The organism is Photobacterium sp. ABD4_091, from assembly GCF_056160145.1.
This window is the reverse complement of sequence record NZ_JBSWWQ010000007.1, coordinates 1-26,876: the sequence shown is the minus strand read 5'-3', so window position 1 is coordinate 26,876 and position 26,876 is coordinate 1. Positions and strand designations below refer to the sequence as shown.

The 26,876-nt window shown below is 45.9% G+C and carries 23 protein-coding genes; 10 read left to right on the top strand and 13 right to left on the bottom strand.

The window, feature by feature from the left end; all coding sequences use genetic code 11:
• Window positions 1-605: 605 nt before the first annotated feature.
• Together ACXAGQ_RS27975 and ACXAGQ_RS27970 are read left to right on the top strand one after the other, a co-directional pair.
• Window positions 606-1,382 carry a sensor histidine kinase gene (locus tag ACXAGQ_RS27975; RefSeq protein ID WP_475258415.1) on the top strand — a complete coding sequence of 259 codons (777 nt, stop codon included), beginning with the start codon at window positions 606-608 and terminating at the stop codon, window positions 1,380-1,382.
• Window positions 1,379-2,011, top strand: a complete 633-nt coding sequence (locus tag ACXAGQ_RS27970) for a response regulator (protein ID WP_475258413.1) — start codon at window positions 1,379-1,381, stop codon at window positions 2,009-2,011. The genes ACXAGQ_RS27975 and ACXAGQ_RS27970 overlap by 4 nt, the downstream gene beginning before the upstream one ends.
• Window positions 2,012-2,091: 80 nt before the next feature.
• Here ACXAGQ_RS27970 and ACXAGQ_RS27965 read toward each other — a convergent pair whose 3' ends face one another.
• Entirely contained in the window at window positions 2,092-3,243 is a 1,152-nt protein-coding gene (locus tag ACXAGQ_RS27965; RefSeq protein ID WP_475258412.1) for a trans-sulfuration enzyme family protein, read from the bottom strand.
• A gap of 146 nt (window positions 3,244-3,389) precedes the next feature.
• Window positions 3,390-4,031, bottom strand: coding sequence for a Crp/Fnr family transcriptional regulator (locus ACXAGQ_RS27960; RefSeq protein WP_475258410.1), 642 nt, complete (start codon window positions 4,029-4,031; stop codon window positions 3,390-3,392).
• Between the two features lie 349 nt (window positions 4,032-4,380).
• On the opposite strand from ACXAGQ_RS27960, the gene ACXAGQ_RS27955 reads away from it, so the two are divergent.
• The 3 genes from ACXAGQ_RS27955 (at window position 4,381) to ACXAGQ_RS27945 (ending at window position 7,491) form a co-directional block, all read left to right on the top strand.
• The gene (locus ACXAGQ_RS27955; protein ID WP_475258408.1) at window positions 4,381-5,142 is read left to right on the top strand and encodes a hypothetical protein; all 762 of its coding nucleotides are present in this window, start codon (window positions 4,381-4,383) and stop codon (window positions 5,140-5,142) included.
• Window positions 5,143-5,327: 185 nt separating this feature from the next.
• Window positions 5,328-6,458, top strand: coding sequence for an OmpP1/FadL family transporter (locus ACXAGQ_RS27950; RefSeq protein WP_475258406.1), 1,131 nt, complete (start codon window positions 5,328-5,330; stop codon window positions 6,456-6,458).
• Between the two features lie 226 nt (window positions 6,459-6,684).
• On the top strand, window positions 6,685-7,491 hold the full coding sequence (locus ACXAGQ_RS27945) for an oligogalacturonate-specific porin KdgM family protein (RefSeq protein WP_475258404.1): 807 nt from the start codon (window positions 6,685-6,687) through the stop codon (window positions 7,489-7,491).
• An 81-nt stretch (window positions 7,492-7,572) separates the two neighbouring features.
• Here ACXAGQ_RS27945 and ACXAGQ_RS27940 read toward each other — a convergent pair whose 3' ends face one another.
• Window positions 7,573-8,211: a hypothetical protein gene (locus ACXAGQ_RS27940; protein ID WP_475258402.1), complete on the bottom strand. Its 639-nt coding sequence runs from the start codon at window positions 8,209-8,211 to the stop codon at window positions 7,573-7,575.
• A 403-nt stretch (window positions 8,212-8,614) separates the two neighbouring features.
• Between ACXAGQ_RS27940 and ACXAGQ_RS27935 the strand changes: the two genes are divergently transcribed.
• Window positions 8,615-8,899, top strand: a complete 285-nt coding sequence (locus tag ACXAGQ_RS27935) for a hypothetical protein (RefSeq protein WP_475258401.1) — start codon at window positions 8,615-8,617, stop codon at window positions 8,897-8,899.
• 57 nt (window positions 8,900-8,956) lie between these two features.
• On the opposite strand, the gene ACXAGQ_RS27930 is transcribed toward ACXAGQ_RS27935, so the two are convergent.
• The 5 genes from ACXAGQ_RS27930 to ACXAGQ_RS27910 form a co-directional block, all read right to left on the bottom strand.
• Window positions 8,957-9,376, bottom strand: a complete 420-nt coding sequence (locus ACXAGQ_RS27930) for a GNAT family N-acetyltransferase (RefSeq protein WP_475258399.1) — start codon at window positions 9,374-9,376, stop codon at window positions 8,957-8,959.
• Between the two features lie 57 nt (window positions 9,377-9,433).
• Complete coding sequence (locus tag ACXAGQ_RS27925; RefSeq protein ID WP_475258397.1) at window positions 9,434-10,039, bottom strand: glutathione S-transferase family protein; 606 nt, start codon at window positions 10,037-10,039, stop codon at window positions 9,434-9,436.
• 93 nt (window positions 10,040-10,132) lie between these two features.
• Complete coding sequence (locus tag ACXAGQ_RS27920; RefSeq protein ID WP_475258395.1) at window positions 10,133-11,068, bottom strand: VirK/YbjX family protein; 936 nt, start codon at window positions 11,066-11,068, stop codon at window positions 10,133-10,135.
• Window positions 11,069-11,241: 173 nt separating this feature from the next.
• Entirely contained in the window at window positions 11,242-12,255 is a 1,014-nt protein-coding gene (locus ACXAGQ_RS27915) for a Gfo/Idh/MocA family protein (protein WP_475258393.1), read from the bottom strand.
• A complete protein-coding gene (locus ACXAGQ_RS27910) occupies window positions 12,252-12,560 on the bottom strand; it encodes a putative quinol monooxygenase (protein WP_475258391.1) in 309 nt (102 codons plus the stop codon). The genes ACXAGQ_RS27915 and ACXAGQ_RS27910 overlap by 4 nt, the downstream gene beginning before the upstream one ends.
• Window positions 12,561-12,663: 103 nt before the next feature.
• On the opposite strand from ACXAGQ_RS27910, the gene ACXAGQ_RS27905 reads away from it, so the two are divergent.
• The 4 genes from ACXAGQ_RS27905 (at window position 12,664) to ACXAGQ_RS27890 (ending at window position 18,149) form a co-directional block, all read left to right on the top strand.
• A complete protein-coding gene (locus ACXAGQ_RS27905; protein ID WP_475258389.1) occupies window positions 12,664-13,542 on the top strand; it encodes a LysR substrate-binding domain-containing protein in 879 nt (292 codons plus the stop codon).
• Window positions 13,543-13,698: 156 nt separating this feature from the next.
• Window positions 13,699-14,505, top strand: coding sequence for a GGDEF domain-containing protein (locus ACXAGQ_RS27900; protein WP_475258387.1), 807 nt, complete (start codon window positions 13,699-13,701; stop codon window positions 14,503-14,505).
• A gap of 378 nt (window positions 14,506-14,883) precedes the next feature.
• Window positions 14,884-16,836 carry a DUF1800 family protein gene (locus ACXAGQ_RS27895; RefSeq protein ID WP_475258385.1) on the top strand — a complete coding sequence of 651 codons (1,953 nt, stop codon included), beginning with the start codon at window positions 14,884-14,886 and terminating at the stop codon, window positions 16,834-16,836.
• Window positions 16,837-16,841: 5 nt separating this feature from the next.
• Complete coding sequence (locus ACXAGQ_RS27890; protein ID WP_475258383.1) at window positions 16,842-18,149, top strand: DUF1501 domain-containing protein; 1,308 nt, start codon at window positions 16,842-16,844, stop codon at window positions 18,147-18,149.
• A gap of 84 nt (window positions 18,150-18,233) precedes the next feature.
• Here the strand turns inward: ACXAGQ_RS27890 and ACXAGQ_RS27885 are convergent, their stop codons facing one another.
• The 5 genes from ACXAGQ_RS27885 to ACXAGQ_RS27865 form a co-directional block, all read right to left on the bottom strand.
• Window positions 18,234-19,394 (bottom strand): YibE/F family protein, encoded by a 1,161-nt coding sequence (locus ACXAGQ_RS27885; protein WP_475258381.1) that lies wholly within the window; start codon window positions 19,392-19,394, stop codon window positions 18,234-18,236.
• 62 nt (window positions 19,395-19,456) lie between these two features.
• Complete coding sequence (locus ACXAGQ_RS27880) at window positions 19,457-21,700, bottom strand: bifunctional metallophosphatase/5'-nucleotidase (protein ID WP_475258379.1); 2,244 nt, start codon at window positions 21,698-21,700, stop codon at window positions 19,457-19,459.
• An 864-nt stretch (window positions 21,701-22,564) separates the two neighbouring features.
• Window positions 22,565-23,320, bottom strand: a complete 756-nt coding sequence (locus ACXAGQ_RS27875; protein ID WP_475258377.1) for an SDR family NAD(P)-dependent oxidoreductase — start codon at window positions 23,318-23,320, stop codon at window positions 22,565-22,567.
• A gap of 367 nt (window positions 23,321-23,687) precedes the next feature.
• Window positions 23,688-25,895, bottom strand: coding sequence for a bifunctional metallophosphatase/5'-nucleotidase (locus tag ACXAGQ_RS27870; protein ID WP_475258376.1), 2,208 nt, complete (start codon window positions 25,893-25,895; stop codon window positions 23,688-23,690).
• Between the two features lie 214 nt (window positions 25,896-26,109).
• Window positions 26,110-26,876: LysR substrate-binding domain-containing protein (locus ACXAGQ_RS27865; protein WP_475258374.1), on the bottom strand; the 767-nt coding region annotated here is incomplete at its 5' end.

Genomic DNA, 26,876 nt, shown 5'->3' with positions numbered 1-26,876 from the left:
TGGAGAATTTATCTGTTTTCATCATCTACCTCACCTATGGCTTAGCTTTCTTTGCCATAGCCTTTTCCATAACATTCAGAAACTTAAAGCTAAGCCGATTACATATCGCCACCGCACTACCTACCTTGGCAGTGTTTGGATTCATCCATGGTTTGCACGAATGGTCTGAGCTATATCTCATCCTTTATGAAAATGCGCTGAGCAAAGTCATTAGGTTAGAAGCCTTTAAAGTGGTCAAGCTTTGGATCTCATTTCTCGCACTAGGGGCTTTTGCCTGGAAGATGCTAGATGTTATTCAATGGCAATATAGACAATATGCAAAAAGAGTCATTATTGGCATTCTTGTTATATTTTCTTTGTTTTTAACTTATAGATATCATTCGCAGCCAACCAATATCTTTCTATTTAACAGCTCCAATCAAATTAGGTGGATATTCGGCTTTGGTGCCGGTTTATTATCGGGTTACTGTTTATTTATTTATGGCCAACAACTTAATAAAAACCAGACTGATTCAGGTTTATGGTTCCAATTAACTGGCTGTGCCATAGTAGCCTACGGAATTGCTGCTGGATTGTTATTAACCTCTTATGGGATTTGGGTACCTATGGTGCGTACCCTGTGCGCAATCGCTATCTCAATCACCTTGTGGCGAGCACTGGTGGTCTTCGATTTAGAACGCCACCGCCAAATCAAAGCCCAACTTCAACAATCCCTGCAGCATGATAAATTCAAGGAACTCGGTGAACTGACTTCGGCGATCGCCCATGAAATCAAAACCCCGCTCAGCAGTGCCATTGTCAGCTGTGATTTATTGGAACGCCAACTGCCTGAAGAAAATGAAAATGCCCACCGCCAACTCAACCGGATCCGCAGCGGAATGGAAAAGGCGGCCAATATCAGCCATGAAGTCCTCAACTACGCCCACCAGCGTACGCCGAGTTATAGCAGTATCCATCTTGCCAATTTGGTCAATGATACGCTCGACATGATGTCTCACCGATTAGCTAACTTTTCAGTCGCCATGAGTGTTCCGAGCAAACTCACTCTTGATGCGGACAACACCCAGCTACAAGAGCTGTTCATTAACCTGCTGAACAATGCTATCGATGCATGCGGCGAAAATGGCATTATCACTATCAATGCCAACCAGTTGGGTGATCAGGTTTTGATCCGGGTAACAGACAATGGCCCGGGGATGAAAGACGATATCCTCGCTGCTGCAACAAAACCGTTTTACACCACCAAGCCTGCCGGAAAAGGCACCGGCTTGGGTTTATCCATCTGCAAACAAATCACCGGCCAGCATCAAGGTCAATTATCATTGAAAAATACCGGCAATGGTTTGTGTGTTGAAATCGAGCTACCTAAGGAGCAACTGTGAACCTATCCCTACTACTGGCCGAAGATGACGACGATCTACGTGAAGTGTTGGTAGAGGCATTAACCCTCGAAGGCTTCGACGTCAGTGCCTGTGAAAGTGCCGAACGGGCTTTGGAGCTAGCCAGCGAACAACGATTTGATCTGGCCCTGTTTGATGTGGTGATGAGCGGTTTAACCGGTATCGAAGCCATGACGACAGTCCGCCGCCAACAGCCGCATATCGGGATTATTATCACCACCGCTTTTGCCACGGTCGATGTAGCGGTAGATGCGATGAAAAAAGGCGCCGATGAGTTCCTGACCAAGCCGTTTAACCTTGCCGCGCTGTCAGTCACCCTCAAGCGTGTCCACGCCCAGCGTTCACCTAAGTCTCCGATTGAAGAGCGTACCAATGATCAGGTGTTCTCGGCGCTGGCTAATCCTATCCGCCGAGCGGTTATGCAGCAACTCAGCCTACATCAGCAGTTAAAATTCATGGACTTGTGCCGTTTGGTCGGGATTGAAGATCACACCAAGTTCAACTTCCACTTACGTCATTTGGTCAACAGCGGCTTGGTGAAAAAGAGCGAAGGCCGAGTCTATGCCCTGACGCCGAAAGGGCGAGAAATACACAGCAGTATGTTGAGATAGAGCTAAGGCTAGAAAAAATACCCTTCCGGTCATACCAGGAAGGGTATTTTTTGAATTTCACTTCAAGGTAATAATCAGGGTTATTTGCTCAGCGCTTGCTCGAGATCCGCAATCAAGTCATCAGCATGCTCGATGCCGACTGACAAGCGAAGGGTCTGATAGTAAATCCCCATCTTTTCCCGTTCGGCTTCCGGTACACCAGCATGGGACATCGTAGCAGCATGGTTGATCATGCTCTCTACCCCACCTAATGACTCCGCCAACATGAAGTACTGCAGCTTACCGACAAACTGTTTCACGGCCTCTTCATCGCCTTTCAAACGGACTGACACCACCGCACCGCCTGTGCGCATCTGCTTTTGGCATAACGCGTGCTGAGGGTGAGTTTCAAGGCCAGGGTAATACACTTGCTCTATCGCATCGTGTTGTTCCAACCACTGCGCGGCCTTGAGGGCATTGCTGCATTGCCTTTCCATCCGGATATCCAAGGTTTTCAAGCCTCGTAATGCCAGATAAGAGTCAAACGGAGAGGCTATCGCCCCAACCGTGGTTTTGCAGCGGTCGAGTTGCTGTGCCAGCTCTTCATCCGCAGTGATCAGCGCCCCACCGATCAGATCCGAATGCCCGCCAATATATTTGCTGGTAGAGAGCATCACGATATCTGCCCCTAGCGATAAAGGCTGCTGGTTCCACGCTGTCGAGAAGGTATTGTCGACAATCGAAACCAGTTCACGCTGCTTGGCCAGTTGGCAAACCGCTTCAATATCCACCAGCTCTAGCAGTGGGTTGGTTGGAGTTTCAATCCAGATAAATTGGGTATTAGCCTGGATACAGGCTTCAACTGCAGCCAGATCATTAAGATCGACATAGCTGAACGTCATGCCTGAAGTACGGCTGCGTAGCGTCTCGAACAATCGATGGGTACCGCCGTAGACACTCGACATGACAATCGCATGGGAATCCGCAGGGAAAAGCTCTAGAGCCAAAGCTGTCGCCGCCATTCCCGATGCCGTCGCCGTGGCATAAACACCGCCTTCTAGCTCGGCCAAAGCGCTTTCATAAGCACTTCTTGTCGGGTTATCGCAGCGGGAATAGTTAAAATCGCCGAACTCACCAATGTTTGGCTGAACAAACGTACTGGCGGTCGTTATGGCAGGAAAGATTGGATTGGTTTGCTGGACGACTTGCTCGCCACTGTGGATGACTTGAGTGGCAAACTTTTTGCTTTTCATCTGAATTCCTTGTCTCACTGGGAGTATAGGCCTCAGTGTAGCAAGCTATGGCTGATAGTTTGTTGAATATAGCTTGTTGAATATAGTTCGTTGAATATAGTTTGTTGAATATTGTCGAGGATATGAAAGAGTAAACAGCCGGCACTTCAAGCAACTTGCAAGATCACTTGGGAAAAACGGTAGCCCAGTCCATCTTTGTGCAGTACCCCTTTGCTAATCAGCCCTTTAATTTCTTTGCCCACGGTATTTCGAGACATATTCAACAAAGAAGCCAAGGCGATAATGTTCATCGGTATGGTGCCATCATCAGCGACCTCGCTAATCGCCAGCAGAGCTTGTTCTACTTTATACTGAGCATTCTTCTCACCCCTGAGGTGAAATAGGGTATGTGAAAACCGCTGCTTTTTAGCCAATGAGATATTGAGCATTTTGGAAAAGTTGATGTTATTTTCAACTAGTTGGTTAACAGCATGGAATGGCAGTATAACAACCATAGAATCCGTGACAGCTTTGACATCGGTATGGCTGCCACCACCCAAGAAATATTGAACCTCATTGAGCATAATCCCTGGGGTGATCAGGTTATAGAATAAACAATGACTCTCTTTATTGGTTGGAAATATGCCGAACACACCGCTTAAGGGAATTGCGATAAAGTCAGCCATCTTATCTTGGTAGTACAGGAAGCTCCCTTTCGGAATATGTTTGAGTTTCCCTCTCTTAAGAAGTTGCAGGGCTAACTCATCATCAATGCTGTACTTGTTTTTCAAATGACAGAAAGCATCCATCTGAAACTCCATAATGGAAAGTAACACTCTCAAAATTGCGGGATGAGTCTAATGAAAACCACAAAGACTAAATATCACTTACCGCTTATATCTTCTATAAGAAGAGCATATGCAATTGCATTAACGACAGATACGATGGCGGATTTCAGCCCTTATCGATTGGTGATGTGGGTCTGACGCATACCGTCGGTGATAAACCATATGCAAGGGAACAGGCTCAGTTTTAAAAAACACAATTGATTACAAATTCTGCCATCAATGCAATAGCACATGCACTGGCAGTGCAAGTCCATTTTTAGCGCGATGGTAAATTCCTTTACTCATTGTCGCTCCAATAAAGAAAACTATTATGAACAAATTTATTATTACTGCAGCTGTGCTATCTGCAGTTAGCTTTACAGCCAGTGCCAATAACGATGACGAAGTTCAGGATATGTCTGATCCCCTTGCAGTATTCACCCAAGTCGGTGCCGGATATACCGATAAAGGCCTGAACCTGAAGCTTGGCCAGACCTATGACACAGGGAACCCTACCACCGCAGGAATGAACGTGCTTGAGTTGAAAGGAGCACTGGGTGATACCCTAGGCTGGCGCGATAATGCCAACGACAGCATAGACAGCATTCGTTTCCGTAACTTTGGGGTTGACCTGACTAATGGCCAAGGCCGTCAAGTCGATGTCAATTACGACTTCAACACGGAAGCGGGCTCTATCTCCTACAGTTTCATCCAAGCCCTGCCCGCACTCGGCCCTGTTCAGTTCTTCCCTCTGGGTGGTGTTGGCGCAGCATTTGGCAACAATAGTGATTTTACCGAAGTCAGTGGCTACTCCGTACCGGGCACCTTCGCAGTAGTTGGTACTTACGGTAAGCTCACCATCAATGACAAGATCTGGCTGAACTATAACCCAATGTGGATGACGACACTTTCCGGGTCTGATAGCTACAAAGACAATGCCTATGGCCCTGGCAATTCCAATGTGCTTGCCCATGAATTTGCCGCATCGTACCAGTTCAACCCTCGGTTCAATGTCCGTTATTTTGCCAACTGGACTGAATACTCAGACTTCAAAGATGGTGACCACCGCATTGAGTTCAACTACCAACTCTAATGTTAGCTCGGTCATTACAAGTATTTTAACGCCACCCCTCGGTGGCGTTTTTAATTTTGAAAACTTGATCTAGATATTATTTTTATTCGTTGCTCTTCTATTTGTTTTTCTGTTGCACTGTCAGTGCAATCCATACATTGCGCTTTGGATAAAATCTCGCCATTAAATTGGTTACGAGTTTTATCATGAAAAAAAGTGTTCTCGCCTTCACCATTGCTTCCCTGTTTTCAGCCAGTGCAACAGCCGGAGGTATCCTACTCCATGAAGTGGCTACCTTCGATAGCGTTTCTTCAGCCGGTGTGGCCAACCCAACCAACCGCAATGATGCCAGTGCAGCCATCACCAGTCCTGCAGGTTTGACGGCAGTCGAAGAGTCCAGCTTTTCCATTGGTTTGCAATACCTTGATGCTTATTCAGAGCACAATGGTCAGGGCGCAATGGGGGGCGACTTGCATGCATCAGGAGAAAACAAGTCAGTCGTACCGAGTCTTGCCTACGCCACCCGACTAAACGATAAATGGGTATTAGGTGCCTCGCTACATGCTGATGGCGGCTTGGGCATGGATTACACCAACGGCCTGTCTGGCTTCAACCTTTATGACGCCATGGCTCAGGAAGCGGTGAACATTCACCTTGCAGCGGGATATCAGGTTAACAACCGCCTCTCACTCGGCGGTGCCGTTGTGGTGCAGCACCTGATGACCTCGGTCGATGCCTCTATCGGCGATATAAAAATTGAAGGTGAAACCAGCTCCACCGCAGCAAGCTTCATTTTATCGGGTATGTACGATCTCACCGGCAATACCTACCTCGCAGCTAACTACAAACACCGTGTAGATCATACTGATGAGAACATTGAGCTGAAATCCGGCGATAGAGCAATCACACTTGCCAATGATGTCATCTGGCCTTCAAGACTGGATCTGGGTATTCATCATCAAATCAATGATCAATTGGCCATCAAGGCCATGACCGGTGTGGAATTTTGGTCCGACTTTGACCCAGAAGGCGATCTCAAGGATGTTTACAGCATAGGTACCGCAGTTAGCTATTCCCAAAACAGTTGGGAGTACCAAGCGGGTGTTCGCTATGATTCCACCTTGCAAAAAAGCAACGATGTTAACCCTGAGCTAGCCGTGGGCAAAAACTGGGCGCTGGGCCTGGGTGCCGAGAAAACCCGATCGAATGGGCACCGTATTGGTCTTGCCTATGAGTATCGTGATTTAGGCGAGCATGATGTCAGTTACTCTAACGGCTTTACCGGCAAGGTTGATGATCAACGCATGCACATCCTTAGCCTAAGCTACGCCTATTAGTCAGCCCCCGTTTTCATCTGTATCAGCCGAGGTATCTTACCTCGGCTTTTGATTTATTACTGATTATTCCAATAATTTAAAACACCATTCAATTACTTTCAAAACACCTTTTTCCTTAATCTGTCCTCGCTGACAAAACAGGGGATAACCTGATTGGTCACGCTGTTAACGGATAACAAAACCTGACGATGGATTGTATTTTTCTAATACATAAAAGGTTTTAATAATGAAAAAGTTAGTTTTAGCCGCAGTTGTTTCTTCTCTTTTTTCTGCCACTGCAATGGCAAACACCAGCTACAACATTCAGCACGGCAATGATGATGAGAGCAAGTTCTCTGTCTACAATAACATTGGCTTGGGCTTCAGTGGTGGCGTTGAAATCGTCACAGAAGGTAACCTGAAGCGTCATAAAGAGTCCAACATGCGTATCGATTACAACTTCGATGTCACTGATGCTTGGTATATCCAGCCACAATTCGAACTTACCGTGCCATCGGGGTCTCGCAGCCGCTCAAGCTTTGAGGCTGAGCAAAATGGAAATAAACTTCGTGCAGCTCTGCGATTGAGCAATACCGCGAAGTTTGGTCTGAAAACGGGATACCAGTTTGACAATGGCCTTTATACCGCCGCCCGATACCGCTACGAAATGACAGATGCGAAAGTTAACGTCAAGGGAACGGCTTCCAACAAAGACAGACACAATTTAGGTATAAAAGAAGATAACAATATCCACCGTATGGATATTACTTTGGGCTATGTTTTGGCAGACACCATGGATCTATCCGCCAACTACATCCACAAGCGTGGCGATTCTAAATTTAATGCTGACTACACGACTGTAAACTTTAAAGATAAAGATCAGAGAAAAATTGAAGGTAATCAGAACGAAGTTGAGTTGAAAGCGAAGTTTATCGGCTTCGACAGCATCCACCCATATGCCATGTACACCTATAAGGGGGATATCGATTTTAAAGGAGAAAAAAACGTAAAAGTAGACAACGTATTCTCTGTCGGCGTGAACTTTAACTTCTAAGCCCTTTCTTCCTGTCCTTACATAAACAAATAGGCAGCCATTGGCTGCCTATTTGTTATCTCTACAATGTCTCGTGAATCTTCATGCTTCTTTATGCTCAGCCCACTCTCGCCACTCAGGAATATCCCTCGGGTTGCCATAAGCTCGCACAAAACGGGGAAAAGACTGAGGAACGGCAATGCCAAACCTGTCTTTAAACACCGAGTTAAGCTTCCAGTGGGTAGAATAACCTTCCTGCATCAAATCAAACGCCTTGTGGGCATTCTTCCAAAAAGTTGGATTGGCTTGCCCTTTAAGGCTCATCCAAGGGTAAGAGACTTTCAACTCCTGCTCGCCATATACTGCATTACCCAGCATATGTAACAACTTAGACAAGGTATCGGCACCAAAATCTTTGATCGATAACTCTTTGATAGCCTCTATATCATAGCCAACCTTATTGGCGACACGGTTGATAATAAAGTCCAAATCGAGCAGGGCACACATATCAAAACTAATGTCGTCTATCCGCTCCAATATCGCGCCGCGGTATTTTTCCTTGGAGAATTGCTTGTTGCGCAGTGCCCGGCGATAAGCAATAGCATTAGCGTTTTTATCAGACACATGACGCTGAAGTTCAGGGTATTCATCGAGTGCGCTAGGGTTACTCGATAAAATAGCCAGCAATTTATCTTGCTCGACCATGATCTGCCCCAACTGCTGTTTTGCTTTATTGTCCATCACCTCGCCTTACTCGATTAAACTCACTACAGTGTATTGTGCGTAGAATACCCACCAAATAATTCAACATCAAACCTTATCCAACCATTTCACCCCCTGTTGGATATCAGGTGAAATACCTAATATCAGACAATTGATAGAGAGCTGAGCGATTAACTCAATGATAGTTAAAGTAATACTTCTGATGCGCTTATATTTAGCAAAAAAGTACGGTTAAACCATCAACAAAATGTGGTCATACCTACTAGTTTTTCGTGCCAGCTGCTTGGTAAAATCCATGCCAGCCCTATGGGCACTGGAATGCGTTAAGGAATAATCTAATTAAAACAGTAACCTTAACAAGCAAGCAACACAAAACCGTTGTTTGCCTTACCTAGCAGCAACGTCAAAGGACAAATGAGTAATGAACAAATGCGAATCCATTTTCAACATTGTTGATAAAATAAAGAAATCACACTGGAAAAACGACACCTCAAATGCAATAGCCAATGATGTCGAAAAACTGATCATCGATCTCGAACCCTACAAGGACGAAGACAAAACCGTCTCGCACCTTAGCTTTCTATTGAAAGACTTACTCGAAGTCCTGTCTATCGATTACATCTCTGCTGAAGATCAGCGTTCTGCTTCTATCTTGCTGATAGATGAGATTACGCATACGAGTGATTGTTGCTGTGCTCATCATTAATGCCGAATTATCGATAAAAAAGCATAATCAGCTCAGATCCCTGAGCTGATTTGTTGCTCAGCACTGGCAAACAAAGTGATGGCTCGCTATCACAAAGTCTTCCTTTAGGTAGAACTTGTGTGCACCATAGCGATGCACACCGGAGTCCAAGTGGATCTGCTCTATCTGATTGATGTGGGCATAATCTTTAAACCACCCCATCAAATATTTACCTGCACCGGTTGAGCGCTGCGCTTCGTCAGTCACTAAGTCATCAATGTACAAATAGTGACCCCAGCCCAATTTATGCCCTGTGACAAAGCCAGCGACACACAAAATGGTGCTGCCATCTCGGACATAGACTAACTGATAACCGCTTTTGCGCTGTTGGTTCATCAGGTCAATCAATTGTGCCAAATCATATTTTGGCCGAAGTTGCTGCATAATCGGCGCAACTTCAACTACTTCTTCATTTGTTGTTGCCAAAATGACTTCCATGCTTCCCCACACCTGTTCCACTAAAACTAAAAAAGTGCGATATATCCTACTTGGCGATTATGACAACATACCGACATAACGGGGATGTGCCTGGATTTTTTCAATCCATGCGCGGATATGCGGGTATTGTTGCAAGGAAAAGCCGCCTTCATGGGCTACGTGGGTATACGCGTAGAGTGAGATATCGGCAATGCTAATGCTGGAACCAACCAAGTAAGCCGACTGAGACAGTTGCTGCTCCATCATTTGCAGGGCCTTGTGCCCTCCCTCCTGCAAAGCCTGGTATTCATCTTTTCTCTCCTCTGGCAGGCCGAGGTATTTCTCTATAAATCTTGCCACGGCAATGTATGGCTCATGGCTATACTGCTCGAAGAACATCCACTCCATCACTTTGGCTTTTTCATAGCTATCTTGCGGAAGGAAGGAGGTTTCTGCGGCGAAATAACCCAATATTGCATTGGACTCAGCCAAAGTTCGGCCATCTTCAAGCTGAACGGTGGGAATTTTACCGTTGGGGTTAATCAGCAAGAAGGCTGGTGTTTTAGACTCCCCAGCCAAAATATCTACATGCTGCCATTCATGCTGAATATCCAGCATCGTCAACAGCAGCTTCACCTTAAAACAATTGCCTGATTGGAGATCTCCATAAACCCGTAGTGTCATCGCCCTATCCTTTTGGCTATTTATCATACAACTACAAGTTAAAGAATAACTTTCCTAGGCACAACCCTATTCATATGGTGATCAGCAAGTTATTTACTTTTTCATCAGCGATTGAATGTTCGCAGCGACATCGAGACTCACCTCATCCAGCCATTGGTAGCGTTTGGTATACAAGCGGCGCTTGGTTTTCTTCAGGCTAGATGGATCTTTGCGCGGCGGTTTTAGTGGCAATTGATAAAAATAGCCACTTTCTCGATTTGCACCGTACTCTTGCCACAAATCATCATAATCGAAGGTTACCGCTTTACGTTTCGAACCCACATAACGCAATGCCTGATAGACATGACCTTTGTTCGATACGCCACGTACTTCGTCCATTCCTAACGTATTCGCGACAATCAACGCCAACTCAACCATCAGGGCTTTGGTGCGTAAGCCGTGCAGCGAACGAGTGAGGGTTTTGATCACCTGGTGGCGATCAGCGATACCTTCCCGAGGGCCTTGCAGCGCCCCAACATATAGGATCTTCGTCTCCCCGGTGGCGATATGACAGGTCATCGAATAGATGTTTCGGTCACTGCTATCAACAAGATAAAGTCCCAGTGAACCCTCGCGGCTCATTCCCTGGCAAAGCTGAACTTTATACTCCATGCCTTGGTTGTCAGTAAACTCAAGGATCGTCGCCCCCTCGGGGGAGAGTACAGTCTGCGCATGACGGCCAAAAATGTCCTTGATGAACAGATAATGCTCCCGAAGTCGGGCAATCTTCTCTCTGCGTGTCCAATTGACACACAGGTAGGGCTTGAGCGGCTTTTCGATAATTTTCGGATTTTTTTGCAATACCGGCGACAGCTCTGGGTGAGCAAATACTTCCGTCATCGCTTTTATCGCATCGGCATTCAATGCCCCCCACAGGCAGAAGCGGGCATTTTTCTTGATCTTCCTAAAACCTCGGCTATTTGGATAAACCGTATTAGCGAGTTGAGGAAGACGACGCAGGTAATCAAAGTGATTGATAGAAGAAGGCACAGCAAAACCACACAAAATGATAAAATTTCAAACAGTGTACAATTGAAGGGTGCGATTTTCTGTCGAGAGAAACAATGACAATGTATGGATTTGTATGCCCGGAGCAAGGATTCGTAGAATGAGCAAGCCCGGGCTTTTATTTCGCTTGATGAAGCACAGAAAAGATCAAGTAATTATACTGTTGCTGCAGCTTCCCAATCTGTCAGCAACTTCATGATCTGCCTTGAGTCTTCCGCCCTGGCCGCAGGGCGAATTAGTTGCTGTTCACGGCTTTCCAGAGCTTTCAGCACCGCCCTAACCTGATACAAGAAACCGTCACCATCAGCATGTACATCAATCACTTCTGGTGTCTGTTCATATTGGGTCACCGTGAATTGATTCTTCACCCCTGGCAGCCAAGGGTTACTCGTTACCTGCAGACTGCCACTGGAGCCCAACACAGTAAACTCGGCATGCAAGCCGAAGTCTTCGGCAGTATGGAGCTGGGCCATAACACCGTTGGCAAACTTGAAGTTGGCTTGTGCTTCACAAATATTGCCATCTGCCCCCCGGCGTCCCATCGCAGACAGAGTATATTTCCCAATCGCCTCGTTACCGCAGCATTGCTGGATGACTAGGTGCAGCAATGACACTGGATAGCACCCCAGATTATAGAGCGCTCCCTTGCTGTCTGGGTTAACAAATTGCGAAATAGCGGCGGTATATTGGCCCTGAATTGAACGAAGCTCACCGATTTGCCCCGACTTGATCACTTCAAGGATCTTGGCGGTATATGGGTGGTTCAAATACATCAACCCTTCGGCGAAAAAGACCTGATGCTTTGCGACCGCAGCAAGGGCTGCATCTGTTTTTTCCATATCGACCGACAAAGACTTTTCGCACAATATCGCCTTGCCTGCCTGCGCAGCCTTAATCACATACTCGTGGTGGAGGTGGTTCGGTAATGCGATGTAGACAATATCTACTTCAGGATCGGCAATCAAAGCATCATAACTGTCATGCTGCACTGCAATGTCATATTGCTTTGCCAGTGCTTCCCGAGGCTCTGGGCTGCGCCCTGCTACCGCATAAATTTGGCTTTGGCCTTCCTGGCGAATTGCCTCGGCCATAACGCCAGAAATAAAGCTGGTACCCAGAATACCCCACCGCTTAACCTGCTTTTTCGCCTGGCTTGCTAACTCGCTCATTGCTTTTCTCCTGCTTCCATCAGGCTGGCTTCAAATGCTTGTTCCAATTGGGTATAGCCCAGCGCAATAAAGTCTTGGGTATGTTTAGCTTGAAAGTGGGCGTCAAAGGCCGCTTGATCATCATAGCGTTCCCAGAAGATAAAGCGACGAGCATCTTTTGTGTCCTGCATCGCTACTGCCATAGAGCACCCCGGCTCACTGTTCATATCTCGGCAAAACTGCTCTACCGCCGCTTTGGCTTCTTCCAGAAGAACTCCCTCACTGACACTCAGCGCAGCTGTAATAAATAACCCTTGTTCAAACATTGTACCAACCCGTTACTACTCAATATGGCCATCAATGTAATTGACATCGATAACTTGATAAATAACGATCCATTCCGTTATTTATCAACTTATAGTTTGCAATATGGATAAACTGAAAAGCATGCAGGTTTTTGTTGATGTGGTAGAGCGAGGAAGCTTGGCAAAAGCCGCGGCTCACTTCAATGTCACTTCAACCATGGTAGGTAAACATATCAAGGCGTTAGAGCAAGCCTTGGGGACAAAACTGTTAAACCGTACCACACGCAGGCAGTCTTTAACGGAAGCTGGCGAAATCTACTTCCAAGAATGCCAGCGTATCCTGGACGATATAAAAGAAGCTGAAGAGAACCTGCAAACCTTAACCAACACCCCTATGGGTACTATCCGGATCAATGCGCCTGTTACTTACGGCAATACTGTTGTCGCGCCGCTGGTCGCACAGTTTATACAGCAACACCCTCACATCAATGTTGTACTGATCCTCGACAATAACCGCATAGACCCATTGCACGATCACTTTGATTTAGTGTTCAGGATCGGCGAGCTGGAAGATTCCACCTTAATCGCAAGACACATTGGTGACTATCAGCTGTTATTTTGCGCTTCCCCTGCCTATTTCGAGCAATACGGCTTTCCACGCCAGGCAAGGGATCTCGCCAATCATCATTGCCTCGGTTTCAACTACGGGGATATCCAACCGCAGCAACGCGAACAGGAATCACAATACTTCAACCGTCAGCAATCTCGATTAAGCAGTAACAGTGGAGATGTGCTAAAAGCCGCGGCGTTGCAAAATGCGGGGATTATCCTGCAACCCGCACTATTGCTAACAGACGATGTAAGCAAAGGGAGACTGATAGAATGCCTGGCAGAATCTCGCCCCACAGCAAAACCCATCCATTTACTGTACCGTGATAAATCACAGCCACTGAAAGTCAAAACATTCATCGACTTCTTCTTCGATCAACCCGGTCAATTTTAACGGCATTCAGTGATCCCTTTAGCGTATTGAGAAATCAGGCGCTGCGATTTTTTACTTCGTGCCATTTTTTTGACGAACATCATGCAAAACTCATCCTCATAGAGTATAAATGCACTAACAGGCATATTAACTATATGAAGGAAAAGGTGGTTTTCAATGGTTAAGGCCGTATCGGCAGTCGTCTGCACCGGGTTGGTTTTTCTTATGCTCATCATGAAACTTGATGAGTCACTTTTCTTGTCTAAAGCCGAGTTTGCCATCGAGTACCTGATCTTACTTTCTATAATTTCCATCTCGGTGTGTGCTTATCCTGTTTTCAAAAAGGAAAAAATAGCTCTTGTTGGAATGATGTTTATGGGGGTAGAAAATATCTATCACATGATCGAGCAAACCGCTCCATTGCAAAAAGTAATCGATGCAATCCCTTCTCCTATAGCAATTTTTCTTGATGACGGAAGTATTCTGATTGGTATTGGCTTACTCGCCCTTGCCGCAAAGCATATCATCACAAAATATGAGTGCGACCAAAGTGTTGACGAACTGACAGGCGTGTTTAATCGAAAAGCGCTTGGAAACATTTCACTCAAAAGGTTTGATCTGATCTTCTTTGATCTGGATAACTTTAAAAAACTCAATGATGAACACGGCCATAAATTTGGTGACAGTGTGCTTGTATTATTTAGCCAAGGATTAAAGCAACATACCCAGAGAAATGAAATGATCATCCGCTTTGGCGGCGATGAATTCATTGCCATTCTCCAACCGAGCAGGGCAAAAAAATTCCTAACAGATATTGAAGCTACGTTGTCTGCACTCAATATTTCTTATAGTTACGGTATTGCTCTAAATAGCGACCGAAGAAACTTACGTGACGCGATAAACCGCTCCGACAAAGAGCTATATCGGATGAAGCGCCTTAAACACTCGCCAGTTGAATCATATACAGTATCTATACCTAAATAACTTCAAGTTGCAATGTTTAGCGCACCTTGAGGTTACTTAGGTATATAGGGATCAGGTGCCAAAAAATCATCAGAACGTCAAATAAACAACAATCAAATAGTTGTTGCCCCTTCTTATTTCAATTAATTAAAATATACTTTTATCAATTTCAAATCATCTTTGGCTTAAGCTCACAAAATTAGAAATAAAAATATTTCCAAAGAAAATTACCTGCCCAACTTTATATACATATCGTGTTTGTTTGCTACCATTTATTTATCAAATAAAACACACATCAAGGAGAGCCCACAAAGGGAATTAATTTAAATCAACCACTTACTGCAGTTTTTCACATTAAATTAAACAACACTTCTAATTACTATATTTGGAGTCAACACGATGTTTTTCAAAAACCTTGTTTTTTTGAAAAAAGCTATCGTAGTACTGTTTTTTCAAGTTATTGCATCCTATGCACACGCAGTTGATTTGATTGATAATGGTAGCGTTCAAAAAGCAATAAATTACACCTACTTTCCATACACTGTTGAAGTGACTGTTCTAAACAACAATACCCCTACTGAAACCTTTGAGTGCCAAATCACCAAACGTAGCCACAACCGAACTGCCCAATGGCCTTACCGTATAGGCCAGTGTATCAACAACACCAGTAAAGAGGTCGTGGTAGGGCAGCTACAAACAGATGGCTCGATTGTTCCCATCAAATCTAAAACTGACAATGTTCTCTGGGCAGCGTCTGCCGACTATAGCCTAAGCTTCGAGCGCATCGAGACGCCACTTGTTTTGGATTTCCACAATGCCTCACGTTTACTTGAACGCGGTACGTTTGGCCCAACGTTAGCTGATATCAACGCGACCGTCGGGCTCACCCCGGAGCAATGGGTAGAAGCACAGCTGGCAATAACACCGTCATACCACCTTGATGAATACCTGCGTATCCAAGAAATCCGGGGGGCAGCGAATGGCAGCACTCAAGAACACCGCAATTACCGCAGCAATGCATGGTGGGGAATCGCTCTCAATGGTGAAGACCAATTGCGCCAGCGGGTCGCCTTTGCACTCAGCCAATTAGTCGTAGTCTCACAAAACGATGCCGGGCTGTCTGGTGATGATAGGGCAAAAGGGTTAGCCGTCTATTACGATATTCTGGTCGAACACGCCTTTGGCAATTACAAAGATTTAATCCGCGATGTTACCTATTCCCCCGCGATGGGGCGCTTTCTAACCATGGCTGGCAACCTGCCGCCAGACCCGGAAAAGAACCAATATCCCGACGAAAACTATGCCCGCGAGTTGCTCCAGTTGTTCTCACTTGGTGAATGGAAGGTAAGCTATCAGGGTGTCATCAAAAAAGATAAGGAAACTCAGCAACCTATTCCTGCTTATACTGAAGAGGACGTATTGGAGCTAGCGAGGTTATTTACCGGCTGGGATGAAGACAATGGCTTGCTCAGCCCTATGGTGATCAATGCCGGTAACCATGATACAGAGCCCAAGCGCATTCTAGGCCGTAGCTTCCCTGGCAATGAAACAGCCGAGGAAGAGTTAGAAAGATTACTCGATATTCTAGTCACCAGGCGTGAAACCGCTGTGTTTGTTAGTACCCATCTTATTAAGCAACTTGTGACCTCTAACCCTAACAAACACTATGTCGAGCGCGTTGCCCGTACTTTCAACAATACCCAAGGCGATCTCGCTGCTGTTGTGACCGCCATACTCACCGATCCCCAACCTTACGAATCTAACCCTCTCACCGTCTCGAAAGCCCGTGAGCCGATTGTCACCATGACCGCGCTATACCGGGCGTTTAACAGCCAAATGGGCGACAACTATCCTCACCACCGGGATACCTCACTGGGCTACGGTTACGATGCGCAATACTCGCCAGAAGGACACCGTTTTTCGCAGGGACCATTATCGGCTCCGTCTGTATTCAACTTCTTCCCAGCCTACTTCACCCCGAGCGGCCCGCTGGAGGACAACGGACTAATCGGCCCAGAGTTCGCCCTCTACACATCGGCGGAGATTCCGAATCTGTCTAACCTAATATTCCGCAAGCTGAAGGACGATAAAACCTTAACCGGTGATGTCGCAGGGCTAGCGGATAACCGGTTAATCCTCGATTACTCCGCATTTACTGGCCTGTGGACAACTGATGACAAAGCCAACTTCCTCACATTGCTGGCTGATACATTGTTCGATGGCTCGCTCAGCCCGCAACTGGAACAACGGCTTGGCGATGTTTATGACGATATGCCGAAAAGTAACCATGACAATATGTACAAGGTGTTCTGGATGGCTGCCATGTCCCCCGAGTTCCAGGTTCAGGAGTAATGATGATGAAATTATCGAGACGTCGATTTTTGCAACACAGCGCCCTGATGACAGGGGCGACAGCAATGCCTATGGCATTTTCCCTTTCAAACAAAGCCTATGCAGCTGAAGATTACAAAGCCTTGGTGTGTGTATTCCTCCGCGGCGGCAATGATTCGTTCAATATGATGATGGCGGGTGATGAAGAGCTTTATGGTAAATATGCTGCCCGCCGCCCCAATATTGCCATTGATAAAGCCAGTTTGCTCATGACTGGAAAAAGTGACGACAACGGTGTGCCTATTGGCCTGCACCCCAATATGCCTGGCGTCCAATCACTGTTTCAAGATGGGCTAGCTGCCGGGCTTATCAATATTGGTACACTGGTAGGCCCATCAGGTTCAGGCGCGCCTTATCCGACAGGCTTGTTCAACCATGCCAAGCAACAATACGCCTGGGAGAGCAGCTGGCATAGCAGTGCCTATGCCGCCTATGGTTGGGGCGGTTTGCTGATGGATATCCTAGCTCAAGGGGGCGCGATACCAGAGCTGGTATCACTTGGCGGCAACAGTTGGCTCAGCGGCATGAATGTCAGCGACCTGCGAACCAACACCCAAGGCTCTGTAGCTGCCGTTAATGCCTTTAGCGCTTCGGGGACACTGGAAAGGGAATATAACGAAATGGTCGAAGAAGTATATATGTCCCCCTTCCACCAGCAATACCTCAAGCAGCATGGTGATTTCCTTGCGCCTTACAATAATTTCCGCTCGCTCATCGACTCAACAGATCTCGATCCGGCCATCAGCCGAAACAGCTCTATTGGTTCGCAGCTGTCAGCCGTGAAGCGGATCATTGATGCCTCGGTAGCTTCTGGCAGTGTCGGCCGGCAGGTCTTTATTGTCAATCAAGGCGGTTACGATACCCATTCAAACCAAGTGCCGCGCCACCAGTCACTGTACAGCCAGTTAGATACCGCACTGACCGAATTCACCCTTGCACTAGGTACGCTGCAACCCAATGTCACCAGCTTTACCATGTCGGACTTTGGCCGAACCATGCACAACAACGCCAATGACGGTACCGACCATGGTTGGGGCAGTAACCAATTGGTCATTGGTGGCAGTGTATCCAGTGGTTGCTATGGCGCTTACCCAGATTTTAGTGTCGGTAGCCCCGATGACAACGGCAGGGGACGCTTAATCCCAACCCTCGCCCATGAGCAAATGGCCGCTACATTAGCGAGTTGGTTTGGCGTCAGTGAAGGGGGGATTCAAACTATCTTCCCGACCACATCCACTAACTTTGGCAATATGGATTTAGGGTTCATGGTTTAAATACCGATCCTGTTCCCACAAAAAAGCCACGATGCATTAAACACGCATCGTGGCTTTTTCATCGGTATCGCTAAGTGGTGGTACCTACTCTTTGACCGGCTCGGTTGCAGATGAGGCTGTTGATTCAGCGTTTCGCTGATACACAGCACTGGCAATCAGTACGGTTAGCGGCACTGTCATGATCAAGCCGATACTGCCCGCCAAGCCGTGGATCATCGCCAGAGACAGTGCGGGGATATTCATAAACTGCATCACCGGCATCTGGAAGCCCCACACCATCATAATGGTGGTCAGTGCACTGCCGACGAAAGCCAGTACCAAGGTGTTGGTCATGGTTCCCAGGATATCGCGGCCGATCCGGATTGTTGCCAGCAGGCGGTCTTTTTCAGATTGCTCTGGCGACATCTCCCGCAGTTCGTGATAAGAAGACGCCATGGAGATAGCCACATCCATCACCGCACCCAGCGCCGATACCATAATGGCGACAAACAGCAGCCAGCGTACTTGTATTTGCGCCTCACCACCGAGATAGAGAATGTCTTCCCCTTTCTCAAGGTATAGGCCATTAAGCTGTGCCCTCTCGCCAAAAAACTGAGCCATCAGGCCAGCCATTACTACCCCAGCCAGTGTACCTAGCATGGACACTAGTGACTTCTTGTTCCAGCCAGCGACCAACAGGAAGTTGACCACAATTTTCACCGCCATCAGGCCAATAGTGATAAGGATCGGGTTCCAACCAGCAAACAAAGCTGGCACTAACACCCCAATCAGCAAAGCACCGGTGAAATACAAGGAAATCACAGAGTTTACGCCTTGCAGGCCGGCAAACAATACGGTTAACACCACAATGATCCCGACCATCCAGTACACTGCCGAGGAGCGGTCATGGTTGTAAGGCCAGTAAATTGTGCGGTTACCCTGCTCTCTCACCAAAAGGATAAACCTATCACCCTCTGCCACATATACATTGTGTAATCGGCTAAGTTGGTTTTCGACTTCGACCTGCTTGCCAGCCTCTTCACCTTCGAGCAATTCCACCAGCAACCGTTGACGTCCTGTCTTAACTGAAGGCACTAAAGGATCTGACTGAGTACTCTCAGCTAAAACATCGATCACACTCGCGCGGACAAATTCTTGGTTGCTATAGGCTTTAGGTCTGAATGACTCACTCACAGTTGGTGAGTACCACAAGATAGCCGTTGAAATTAAAAAGACGACAAAAGGAAATAATAATCGTTTTAACATCGTAATTTTCCAAAACAAGAAGGCGCCGAAGCGCCTTCTTAATTACATATCAATTATTTAAATTACTTAGGCTGGTTGCTGTAAGTACAGCCTTCGTATGGTTTACTTGCATTCGGGTTCACGAACCAAGTACCTTCATTTTTTGCATTTACCGACACATTGATAGCATCACGAGCACTAGGGCCTGAACGCATCACACAGATTTCTTTGTTCTGCAGACGTTTCCAAAGTGCTTCACCCTCAGCACCATCTTCACGCGCCAGCAAGATTGCACCTTTATCTTCTTGTGCAATGTTACCGTTTGCATCAGATGGACCGTACTGCTTGATGTACCAGTTTACATTCTCAAACTCAGCGCGGTTAAGTTCACCATTTTTAGCCACATAGTCGGTCAGCATATCGCGCACTGCATAAATTTGCTCAGCTGAAGACTCCCAAATAACATCTTCGTCTGTAATCCAACCAACTTCTTTCATTGGTGAACCAAAGCGGTAGTCATTGATAGCCAGCACATAAGTCTCTGTTTCATCAAATTGCGTACCACGGATCTCAGTGATATCGACACGCTCATTAGCAGGCTTGCTCAGGTCTACAACATATTGAATGTTGCCATCAAAAATATCGTAATTGAAAGAAGGAACAGTTTCATCAAATGAAACGGTGATATCGCCCTCTTGGTACTGGTTGAAGTAGCTGTAAGACCACTCCATGTACTTTTTCAGGTTTTTACCGGTAATGCGCACTGCAACTAACTGGTTGTCGTACATGTACAAGTTAGCACTATCTTTCTTACGGTATGTCTCACCATCAAATAGGTTCGAGGCATCCGAGAACAACGCTGCGGCTGATACGTCAACTGTGATTTGCTCTTTAATTGCCGCACTACCTTTTTCTTCCACGTTCATGATCTGAATTTGGTTAATCAAATCAGTCAGAGGCATATCCGAAACTTTTGCACTATGGATAGTGGAGTATAGACGTTGACCTTCGTTATTTAGTACCTGCTCTTCTAGTACCGCTTCATCTGCTTTACCGTTTTCGGTATTAGTAAAGTTACCAATCACTTTACCAATTTCGATATTGGCGTCATAAATTGAAGCATCGTGAACAAAGCGCATTTCATTCTGAACACCAGCATCTTCTTCAATATCTACAACCGTGCGGTTTGCTAGTGTTGTATCAACAATCTGCCATTGGCCATTCTGATCTTTTTCAAGCTCAATGTCTGCTTTTGCCAGAGCCCAACCCCAGTTACCCGGCTCGATAACTTTAACTTTGCTTGCTCGAGTTTCAGAATTGTAGACCCCAGATATAGACTTATCTTCGACTAGGTTATCACCACCTAGTGAGATATCATCCATACCTTGTTCAAAGTCTTCATTGAAACCAATTTGCTCAATAAACTTAGCATGTTCGTGACCCATGAAGATCACATCAAACTTGTCTGCCATTAGAGAAGCAATCTCATTAACACCACGAGCATGTGACTCACTACGACCGTGGTGAAGAGCACCAATTACAACATCAGGTTTATGTTCATCAATTACCTGATTTACTGTGCTTTCAAGTGCCTTAAACTCTTCTTTAAAGCGAAGGTTTTTAAAGTTTTCAGGGTTAGATGCATTCCAAACAGGAACATTCGAAGGAGTTAGACCAATGATGGCAACTTTTGCACCATTGTAATCAAAAATTTGATACCCACGAAGGAAAGGAGTTTCTTTACCTTCATTTTGAGTTACCGCACAGTCAGTAGCTGCATTCGACCAAACGATATTGGAAGAAATAACCGCACCATCAAAGCCTTCAAGGCTACGCCATAGGAAGTCACGATCGAAATCAAACTCATGGTTACCCGGTACCCAAACATCGTATTCCATGAAATTCATGGTTTCTACTACTGGGTGAACAGGTAGGTCGTTGAACAACTCGGCAGAGTTACCTTGAACTGTATCGCCAAGGTCAATCATCAAGAAGTTTTCGTTCTGCGCTCGCTCTTCATGAAGAAGAGTAGCAATCTTACTAAAGCCAGCGTTGTTATCAACACCATCCAATGCGTAATCATACGCAAAGATACGGCCGTGCATATCACCGGTTGCACCGATAGTAATCGTCTGGCGTTGTAGGTTCTCATTGTCACCTTTAACGATTACTGGCTGTGTCGGTTCGTAAGTACGACATTCTGCAATTGGTGGACGAACAGTAGGACGTTCTACTTCATCTACTGGCGTGCTCTTGCTATTACATCCTGCTAGGGCGGTAACAATCGCTGCACTCAGCGTTGCTACTTTAATTGTACTCTTAGTCATGTTTAGGCAATCTAAAAAATGGAAATAGAAAATGGAAATAGAAAATGGAAATAGAAAATGGAAACGCGAGCAAATATACGCCCAAGCAATAGAATAAAAACTCAAAAAGCACCCAGAAGGTTTCTAAATGTAAATTTAGTAAGTTCGATAAATGAGTCGTTAATTGTAAACCGTTGCATGCTGCGCAAACGTTAAACCTCAACAACCAGACAACACACAATCGCTCAATAAACGAACAAGCAAACGTTTCCCCATGTGATATTGATCCCAAAAGCATTAAGCAACGTGAACTTCCAAAAACACCCAGAAGTGACATGTGTCACAAAAAAAACAGAGGCAAATCTTATGCCACTAACTTCAATCGTTAAATATGTGGTGTCTTACAAAATGAAAGAAGATGACCACTTCCTAACCATAAAGTAGGCATTCCCCTCATTTTCAGCCGCTCTATACCGCCAAACAACAATGTTCACACACCTAATGTAAGCCTGTGTAAGGATATGATTTGCAGGTGTGTTCAATAACTACGATTGAAATCCCAAGTGTCAGTACTCAAAACAGAAAGGATATGGGATATACCAGCTATCAGAAGAAATGAGACAGCAGGACAGCAGGACAGCAGGACAGCAGGACAGCAGGACAGCAGGACAGCAGGACAGCAGGACAGCAGGACAGCAGGACAGCAGGACAGCAGGACAGCAGGAAGAGTGATCCACATTCTTATGTATCGCAATAGCAAACAGCAATAAATCAGCACCGAACAGCGTAATTTAGGCACAAAAAAACGGTAGATACTTTGCAGTACCTACCGTCTTTATTGGTTCTCATAACAAAGCTAAAAGCTAACTTTGTTCAGGCATAGGATTAGATACCTAGAGCCTGACCACCACCGATTTGCAGCGTTTCAGCAGTGATGAATGAAGCATCTTTGCTTACTAGGAAAGAAATAGCTGAAGCCACTTCTTCTGGCTGGCCTAGGCGGCCCAGCATGATGCTGTTAGCCCAAGAAGCAAATACTTCTGGCTTAGTTTCTTTAATCTGAGCGTGGAACGGCGTATCGATAGTACCTGGAGATACAGCGTTAACACGGATGTTAGCTGGTGCTAGTTCTTTCGCAAGAGCACGAGTTAGCGTGTGAACTGCAGCTTTAGATGTACCGTAGATACCTGCACCTGGGCCACCTGCGTTCCAAGCAGCGTTAGATGTGAAGTTGATGATTGACGCATTGTCAGACTTCTTCAGGAACGGGATTGCAGCACGAGAAACAAAGAAAGCACTGTCTAGGTTAAGTGCCATTACTTTGCGGAAGAACTCAGTTTCCATGCCTTCGATTGGGCTACGACCACCTAGGCCACCAGCATTGTTAACAACAACATCGATCTTACCGTATTTTTCACCGATAGCATTGATGTTTTCAGTTACAGCATTCTCGTCAGTTACGTCAAAACCACGGTATTCCGCTTCGATGCCAGCTTCTACTAGCTCAGCTACACAGCTTGCGCCTTTAGCGTCTTCGATACCGTTAAGAATCACAGTGTAGCCGTCTTGACCAAGGCGCTTAGCAACTTGGAAACCGATACCACCTGTAGCACCAGAGATAAATGCAACTTTGTTAGACATATCAATGTTCTCTTTAAGTTAGTTAATGGCTATGCCGAAGCTCTGAGGAAAAGTACGCTTCGACATCTAGCAATCAATAATATTGTATTACAATAACACCTTTTATGAAAAAATCAAACGGTGAGTAAAGATCAAAAGTGATCTTCGTCTGGTTCAATACCAACCTGGATAAGTAATTGGCCTATATATTGCGCAGGACAAAATGTTGTTATCAAGGCAGAGATTGCAGGAGCTAGTGGCTCTAACTTCAAAATCTCTAACGCAGAGAACAACATTTTTAACCAGCAAGATTGTTCAAATACTTATTTAGGTTGGTATAAATAAAAAAAGGCGCCGAAGCGCCTTTACATTGATTACTCAAAGCATTTTATTTTGGCTGATTGCTGTACGCACAGCCTTCGTATAACTCGTCTAGCGTTGCTTCTGCAGAGTAGTTCGGGTTGGCAAACCAAGTGCTTTCATCGGCAAGGTTCACTGACATGTTGATAGAGTCACGTGCACCTGGGCCAGAGCGCATCACACAAATTTCTTTGTTTTGCAGCTTCTGCCAAAGCTCTGCACCCGCACCTTCACGCAATGACAAGATGTCGCCTTTCTCCGCCACTTCACCAGCAGCATTAGATGGGCCGTATTGCTTGATGTACCAGTTAACATTCTCGAACTTGCTGCGCTCCAGCACACCTTCGTTCTCTACGTACTCAGTGATCATGTCACGTACAGCATAAACAGGCTCATTCGAAGAATCCCAAATCACCTGCTCGCTGGTGATCCATTCTTGACCAAGCAGGGTGCCTAGGCGGTAATCATTAATCGCTAGTACATAATCAGCGTTTGGATTGAACTCACCACCACGGATTTCGGCAATATCGACACGCTCGCCAACCGCTTTACTCAGATCTACGGTGTACTGGACAGAACCATCGAAAATGTCGTAGTTGTAGGCAGGAATAGCAGGATCAAACGAAACGGTAATATCGTTCTCTTGGTAAGTATTGAAGTAACCGTATGACCACTCCATGTACTCTTTCAGTTGCTCACCTTTAATGTTAACGGCAACCAACTGGTTGTCGTACATGTATAGGTTGGCACTGTCTTTCTTGCGGTATTCCTGGCCATCAAACAAGTTTGAACCGTCCGAGAATAGCGCTGCGGCAGATACATCAACTTTAATGCTGTTGCCTTTGGCGTCAGAGCCTTTCTGCTCGATGTTCATGATTTGGATCTGGTTGATCAAATCAGTGATCGGCATGTCAGCAAGTTTACCGGTATGGATAGAGCTGTAAAGACGAAGGCCTTCGCTGTTCAGTACCTGCTCTTCCAAAACTGCCTCATCGGCAAAGCCGCCAGCAGAGTTGGTGAAGTTACCTTTCACCTTACCGATCATGATGTTGGCATCTTCAACCGAGGAATCATGGATATGCTGCATCTGCTCTTGCAGGTGCTTGTCTTCCTGTACGTTCTCTACCTTGCGGTTAGATAGCGTGGTATCGACGATCTGCCACTTGCCTTGCTGATCTTTCTCTAGCTCGATTTCAGCTTTCGCCAGCGCCCAACCCCAGTTACCCGGTTCGATGATTTTCACTTTCTCGTGACGGTTTTCGGCGTTGTACACACCTGATTTCGTCTTGTCTTCCTGCTCGCTGTTACCATCGACAGAAATCTCAGGCATTTCTGCAGTGATATCAGCGCCTTTCTCCACCTGCTCGATAAAGCGGGCGTGTTCGTGGCCCATAAAGATCACATCGAACTTGTCTGCAAGTTCCGAAGCAATCTCGTGAACGCCACGGCCGTGCTCTTTACGACCATGGTGAAGCGCACCGATTACGACATCAGGCTGATATTGGTCAATCACGGTATTAACCGTTTCTGTTACCGCTTCCAGCTCATCTTTGAAATCCAAGTTGCGGAAGTTTTCTGGGTTAGAAGCGTTCCATACTTTCACGTAAGACGGCGTCAGGCCGATAACAGCAACTTTTGCACCGTTGTAATCGAAGATCTGGTAACCGCGCAGGAACGGCACTTCTTCCTCGTTGGCTTTACAGTCAACTGAGTTCTTGTCCCAAATTACGTTGGAAGAAATCACTGAACCATTGAAGTTCTCAAGGCTACGCTCAAGGAAGGCGCGCTCGAAGTCGAACTCGTGGTTGCCCGGCACCCAAACGTCATAGTTCAGGGTATTCATGGTTTCCACCACAGGATGAACCGGATCATTGTTGAACAGTTCTGCCGAGTTGCCCTGAACGGTATCGCCTAGGTCAATCAGCAAGAAATTGTCATTGCTGGCACGCTCGTCACGCAGCAGGGTAGCAATTTTCGAGAAACCGGCATTTCTATCGACGCCGTCTAATGCGTAGTCAAAAGCAAAAATACGGCCGTGCATATCACCGGTCGCACCAATGGTGATCGTCTGGCTTGTTAATTGGTTATTCTCGCCTTTTACGATTACCGAAGGAGTCGGTTCAAAGGTTTTACACTCAGCGATGGTAATAGGTGCAGAGTCGTTGGCCAAAGTGGCAGTAGATGCAAGTAGGATTGCAGCACTCAGTGTTGCAAGTTTAAAGGTTTTATTTTTCATCTCACAGAGCCTAATGTCTTGGAAAATACAGGCAATATAGGGAGAAAAACTAGAATAAATACTTAAAAAGCAACCAATCCGTTTCTAAATGTAAATTTAGTAACTTGGATAAATGTCGCGTTAAATGTAAACCGTTGCATGATATCCAGTTGTTAACTTGCAACATGTTCAATACAGCGAAGTGAATACATCTTGGACAAGCAATAAATAACAGTTATTGCAATTTAACGCCCTCACCAAATAAGTTGTTTAATTCACTATACAGCCATTCAGTAAATGAGGAATGGCGATCACGAAGGTGGCAAAAAAATGCGGCCTGACGACGAAAAGTATCTTGATACAATGCATCAGGCAAAGGATAGGTTTGAAAGGCATCACTTAGTAGCGGCCTATTTTTTTCAGACATCACTCCTACAGAGTCACTCTGCCTAATAAGCTCAAGCAGCATGCTCATGTCACTCGATCGTACATTGACGTTTTTCTCGAGCTTATATTTTTTAATCAGCATCTCGACTTTTGATGCTTCGATATAGCCAGGAATCACACTGACGCATAGCGGGTATTTTAGTACCTGCTGTAAATCATTGATGATTAGCGGATGCCCTTTTCGGGTCACCAACATAAACCTGTCATCAGGTAACGGCTTTTGCACCACATTTTTATTGGTTTCCATCGGTAAATAGCTCACGCCCCAATAAGCCCGGTGATTGGCAAGTTCATGCAAGCTCATCGGGGACCAAGGCTGACAATTTACGGTGAGGGCGGGCGCAAGACGTGCCAACTTAGCTAACAAGGGGGCGGCAATAGGAGCCATCAATGTAGGGGGGAAAAACAAGGTAACCTCACCGCTCATATGCTCGAGTTGCCATTGGCTGTCTTGTGTATAGAGCCCGTCTAGCTGGTCGAGTATCAATGGTATCTTCTCGACTAAATCTATGCACTTAGGGGTGGGTTCAAATCGGTTTCCATCGCGAACAAATA

Excerpts from the sequence above, each read along its gene's own strand:
- ACXAGQ_RS27975 (WP_475258415.1), top strand. The coding sequence starts at position 606 with ATGGTGCGTACCCTGTGCGCAATCGCTATCTCAATCACCTTGTGGCGA.
- ACXAGQ_RS27965 (WP_475258412.1), bottom strand. The coding sequence starts at position 3,243 with ATGAAAAGCAAAAAGTTTGCCACTCAAGTCATCCACAGTGGCGAGCAA.
- ACXAGQ_RS27960 (WP_475258410.1), bottom strand. The coding sequence starts at position 4,031 with ATGGATGCTTTCTGTCATTTGAAAAACAAGTACAGCATTGATGATGAG.
- ACXAGQ_RS27955 (WP_475258408.1), top strand. The coding sequence starts at position 4,381 with ATGAACAAATTTATTATTACTGCAGCTGTGCTATCTGCAGTTAGCTTT.
- ACXAGQ_RS27950 (WP_475258406.1), top strand. The coding sequence starts at position 5,328 with ATGAAAAAAAGTGTTCTCGCCTTCACCATTGCTTCCCTGTTTTCAGCC.
- ACXAGQ_RS27945 (WP_475258404.1), top strand. The coding sequence starts at position 6,685 with ATGAAAAAGTTAGTTTTAGCCGCAGTTGTTTCTTCTCTTTTTTCTGCC.
- ACXAGQ_RS27940 (WP_475258402.1), bottom strand. The coding sequence starts at position 8,211 with ATGGACAATAAAGCAAAACAGCAGTTGGGGCAGATCATGGTCGAGCAA.
- ACXAGQ_RS27935 (WP_475258401.1), top strand. The coding sequence starts at position 8,615 with ATGAACAAATGCGAATCCATTTTCAACATTGTTGATAAAATAAAGAAA.
- ACXAGQ_RS27930 (WP_475258399.1), bottom strand. The coding sequence starts at position 9,376 with ATGGAAGTCATTTTGGCAACAACAAATGAAGAAGTAGTTGAAGTTGCG.
- ACXAGQ_RS27925 (WP_475258397.1), bottom strand. The coding sequence starts at position 10,039 with ATGACACTACGGGTTTATGGAGATCTCCAATCAGGCAATTGTTTTAAG.
- ACXAGQ_RS27915 (WP_475258393.1), bottom strand. The coding sequence starts at position 12,255 with ATGAGCGAGTTAGCAAGCCAGGCGAAAAAGCAGGTTAAGCGGTGGGGT.
- ACXAGQ_RS27910 (WP_475258391.1), bottom strand. The coding sequence starts at position 12,560 with ATGTTTGAACAAGGGTTATTTATTACAGCTGCGCTGAGTGTCAGTGAG.
- ACXAGQ_RS27905 (WP_475258389.1), top strand. The coding sequence starts at position 12,664 with ATGGATAAACTGAAAAGCATGCAGGTTTTTGTTGATGTGGTAGAGCGA.
- ACXAGQ_RS27900 (WP_475258387.1), top strand. The coding sequence starts at position 13,699 with ATGGTTAAGGCCGTATCGGCAGTCGTCTGCACCGGGTTGGTTTTTCTT.
- ACXAGQ_RS27895 (WP_475258385.1), top strand. The coding sequence starts at position 14,884 with ATGTTTTTCAAAAACCTTGTTTTTTTGAAAAAAGCTATCGTAGTACTG.
- ACXAGQ_RS27890 (WP_475258383.1), top strand. The coding sequence starts at position 16,842 with ATGAAATTATCGAGACGTCGATTTTTGCAACACAGCGCCCTGATGACA.
- ACXAGQ_RS27885 (WP_475258381.1), bottom strand. The coding sequence starts at position 19,394 with ATGTTAAAACGATTATTATTTCCTTTTGTCGTCTTTTTAATTTCAACG.
- ACXAGQ_RS27880 (WP_475258379.1), bottom strand. The coding sequence starts at position 21,700 with ATGACTAAGAGTACAATTAAAGTAGCAACGCTGAGTGCAGCGATTGTT.
- ACXAGQ_RS27875 (WP_475258377.1), bottom strand. The coding sequence starts at position 23,320 with ATGTCTAACAAAGTTGCATTTATCTCTGGTGCTACAGGTGGTATCGGT.
- ACXAGQ_RS27870 (WP_475258376.1), bottom strand. The coding sequence starts at position 25,895 with ATGAAAAATAAAACCTTTAAACTTGCAACACTGAGTGCTGCAATCCTA.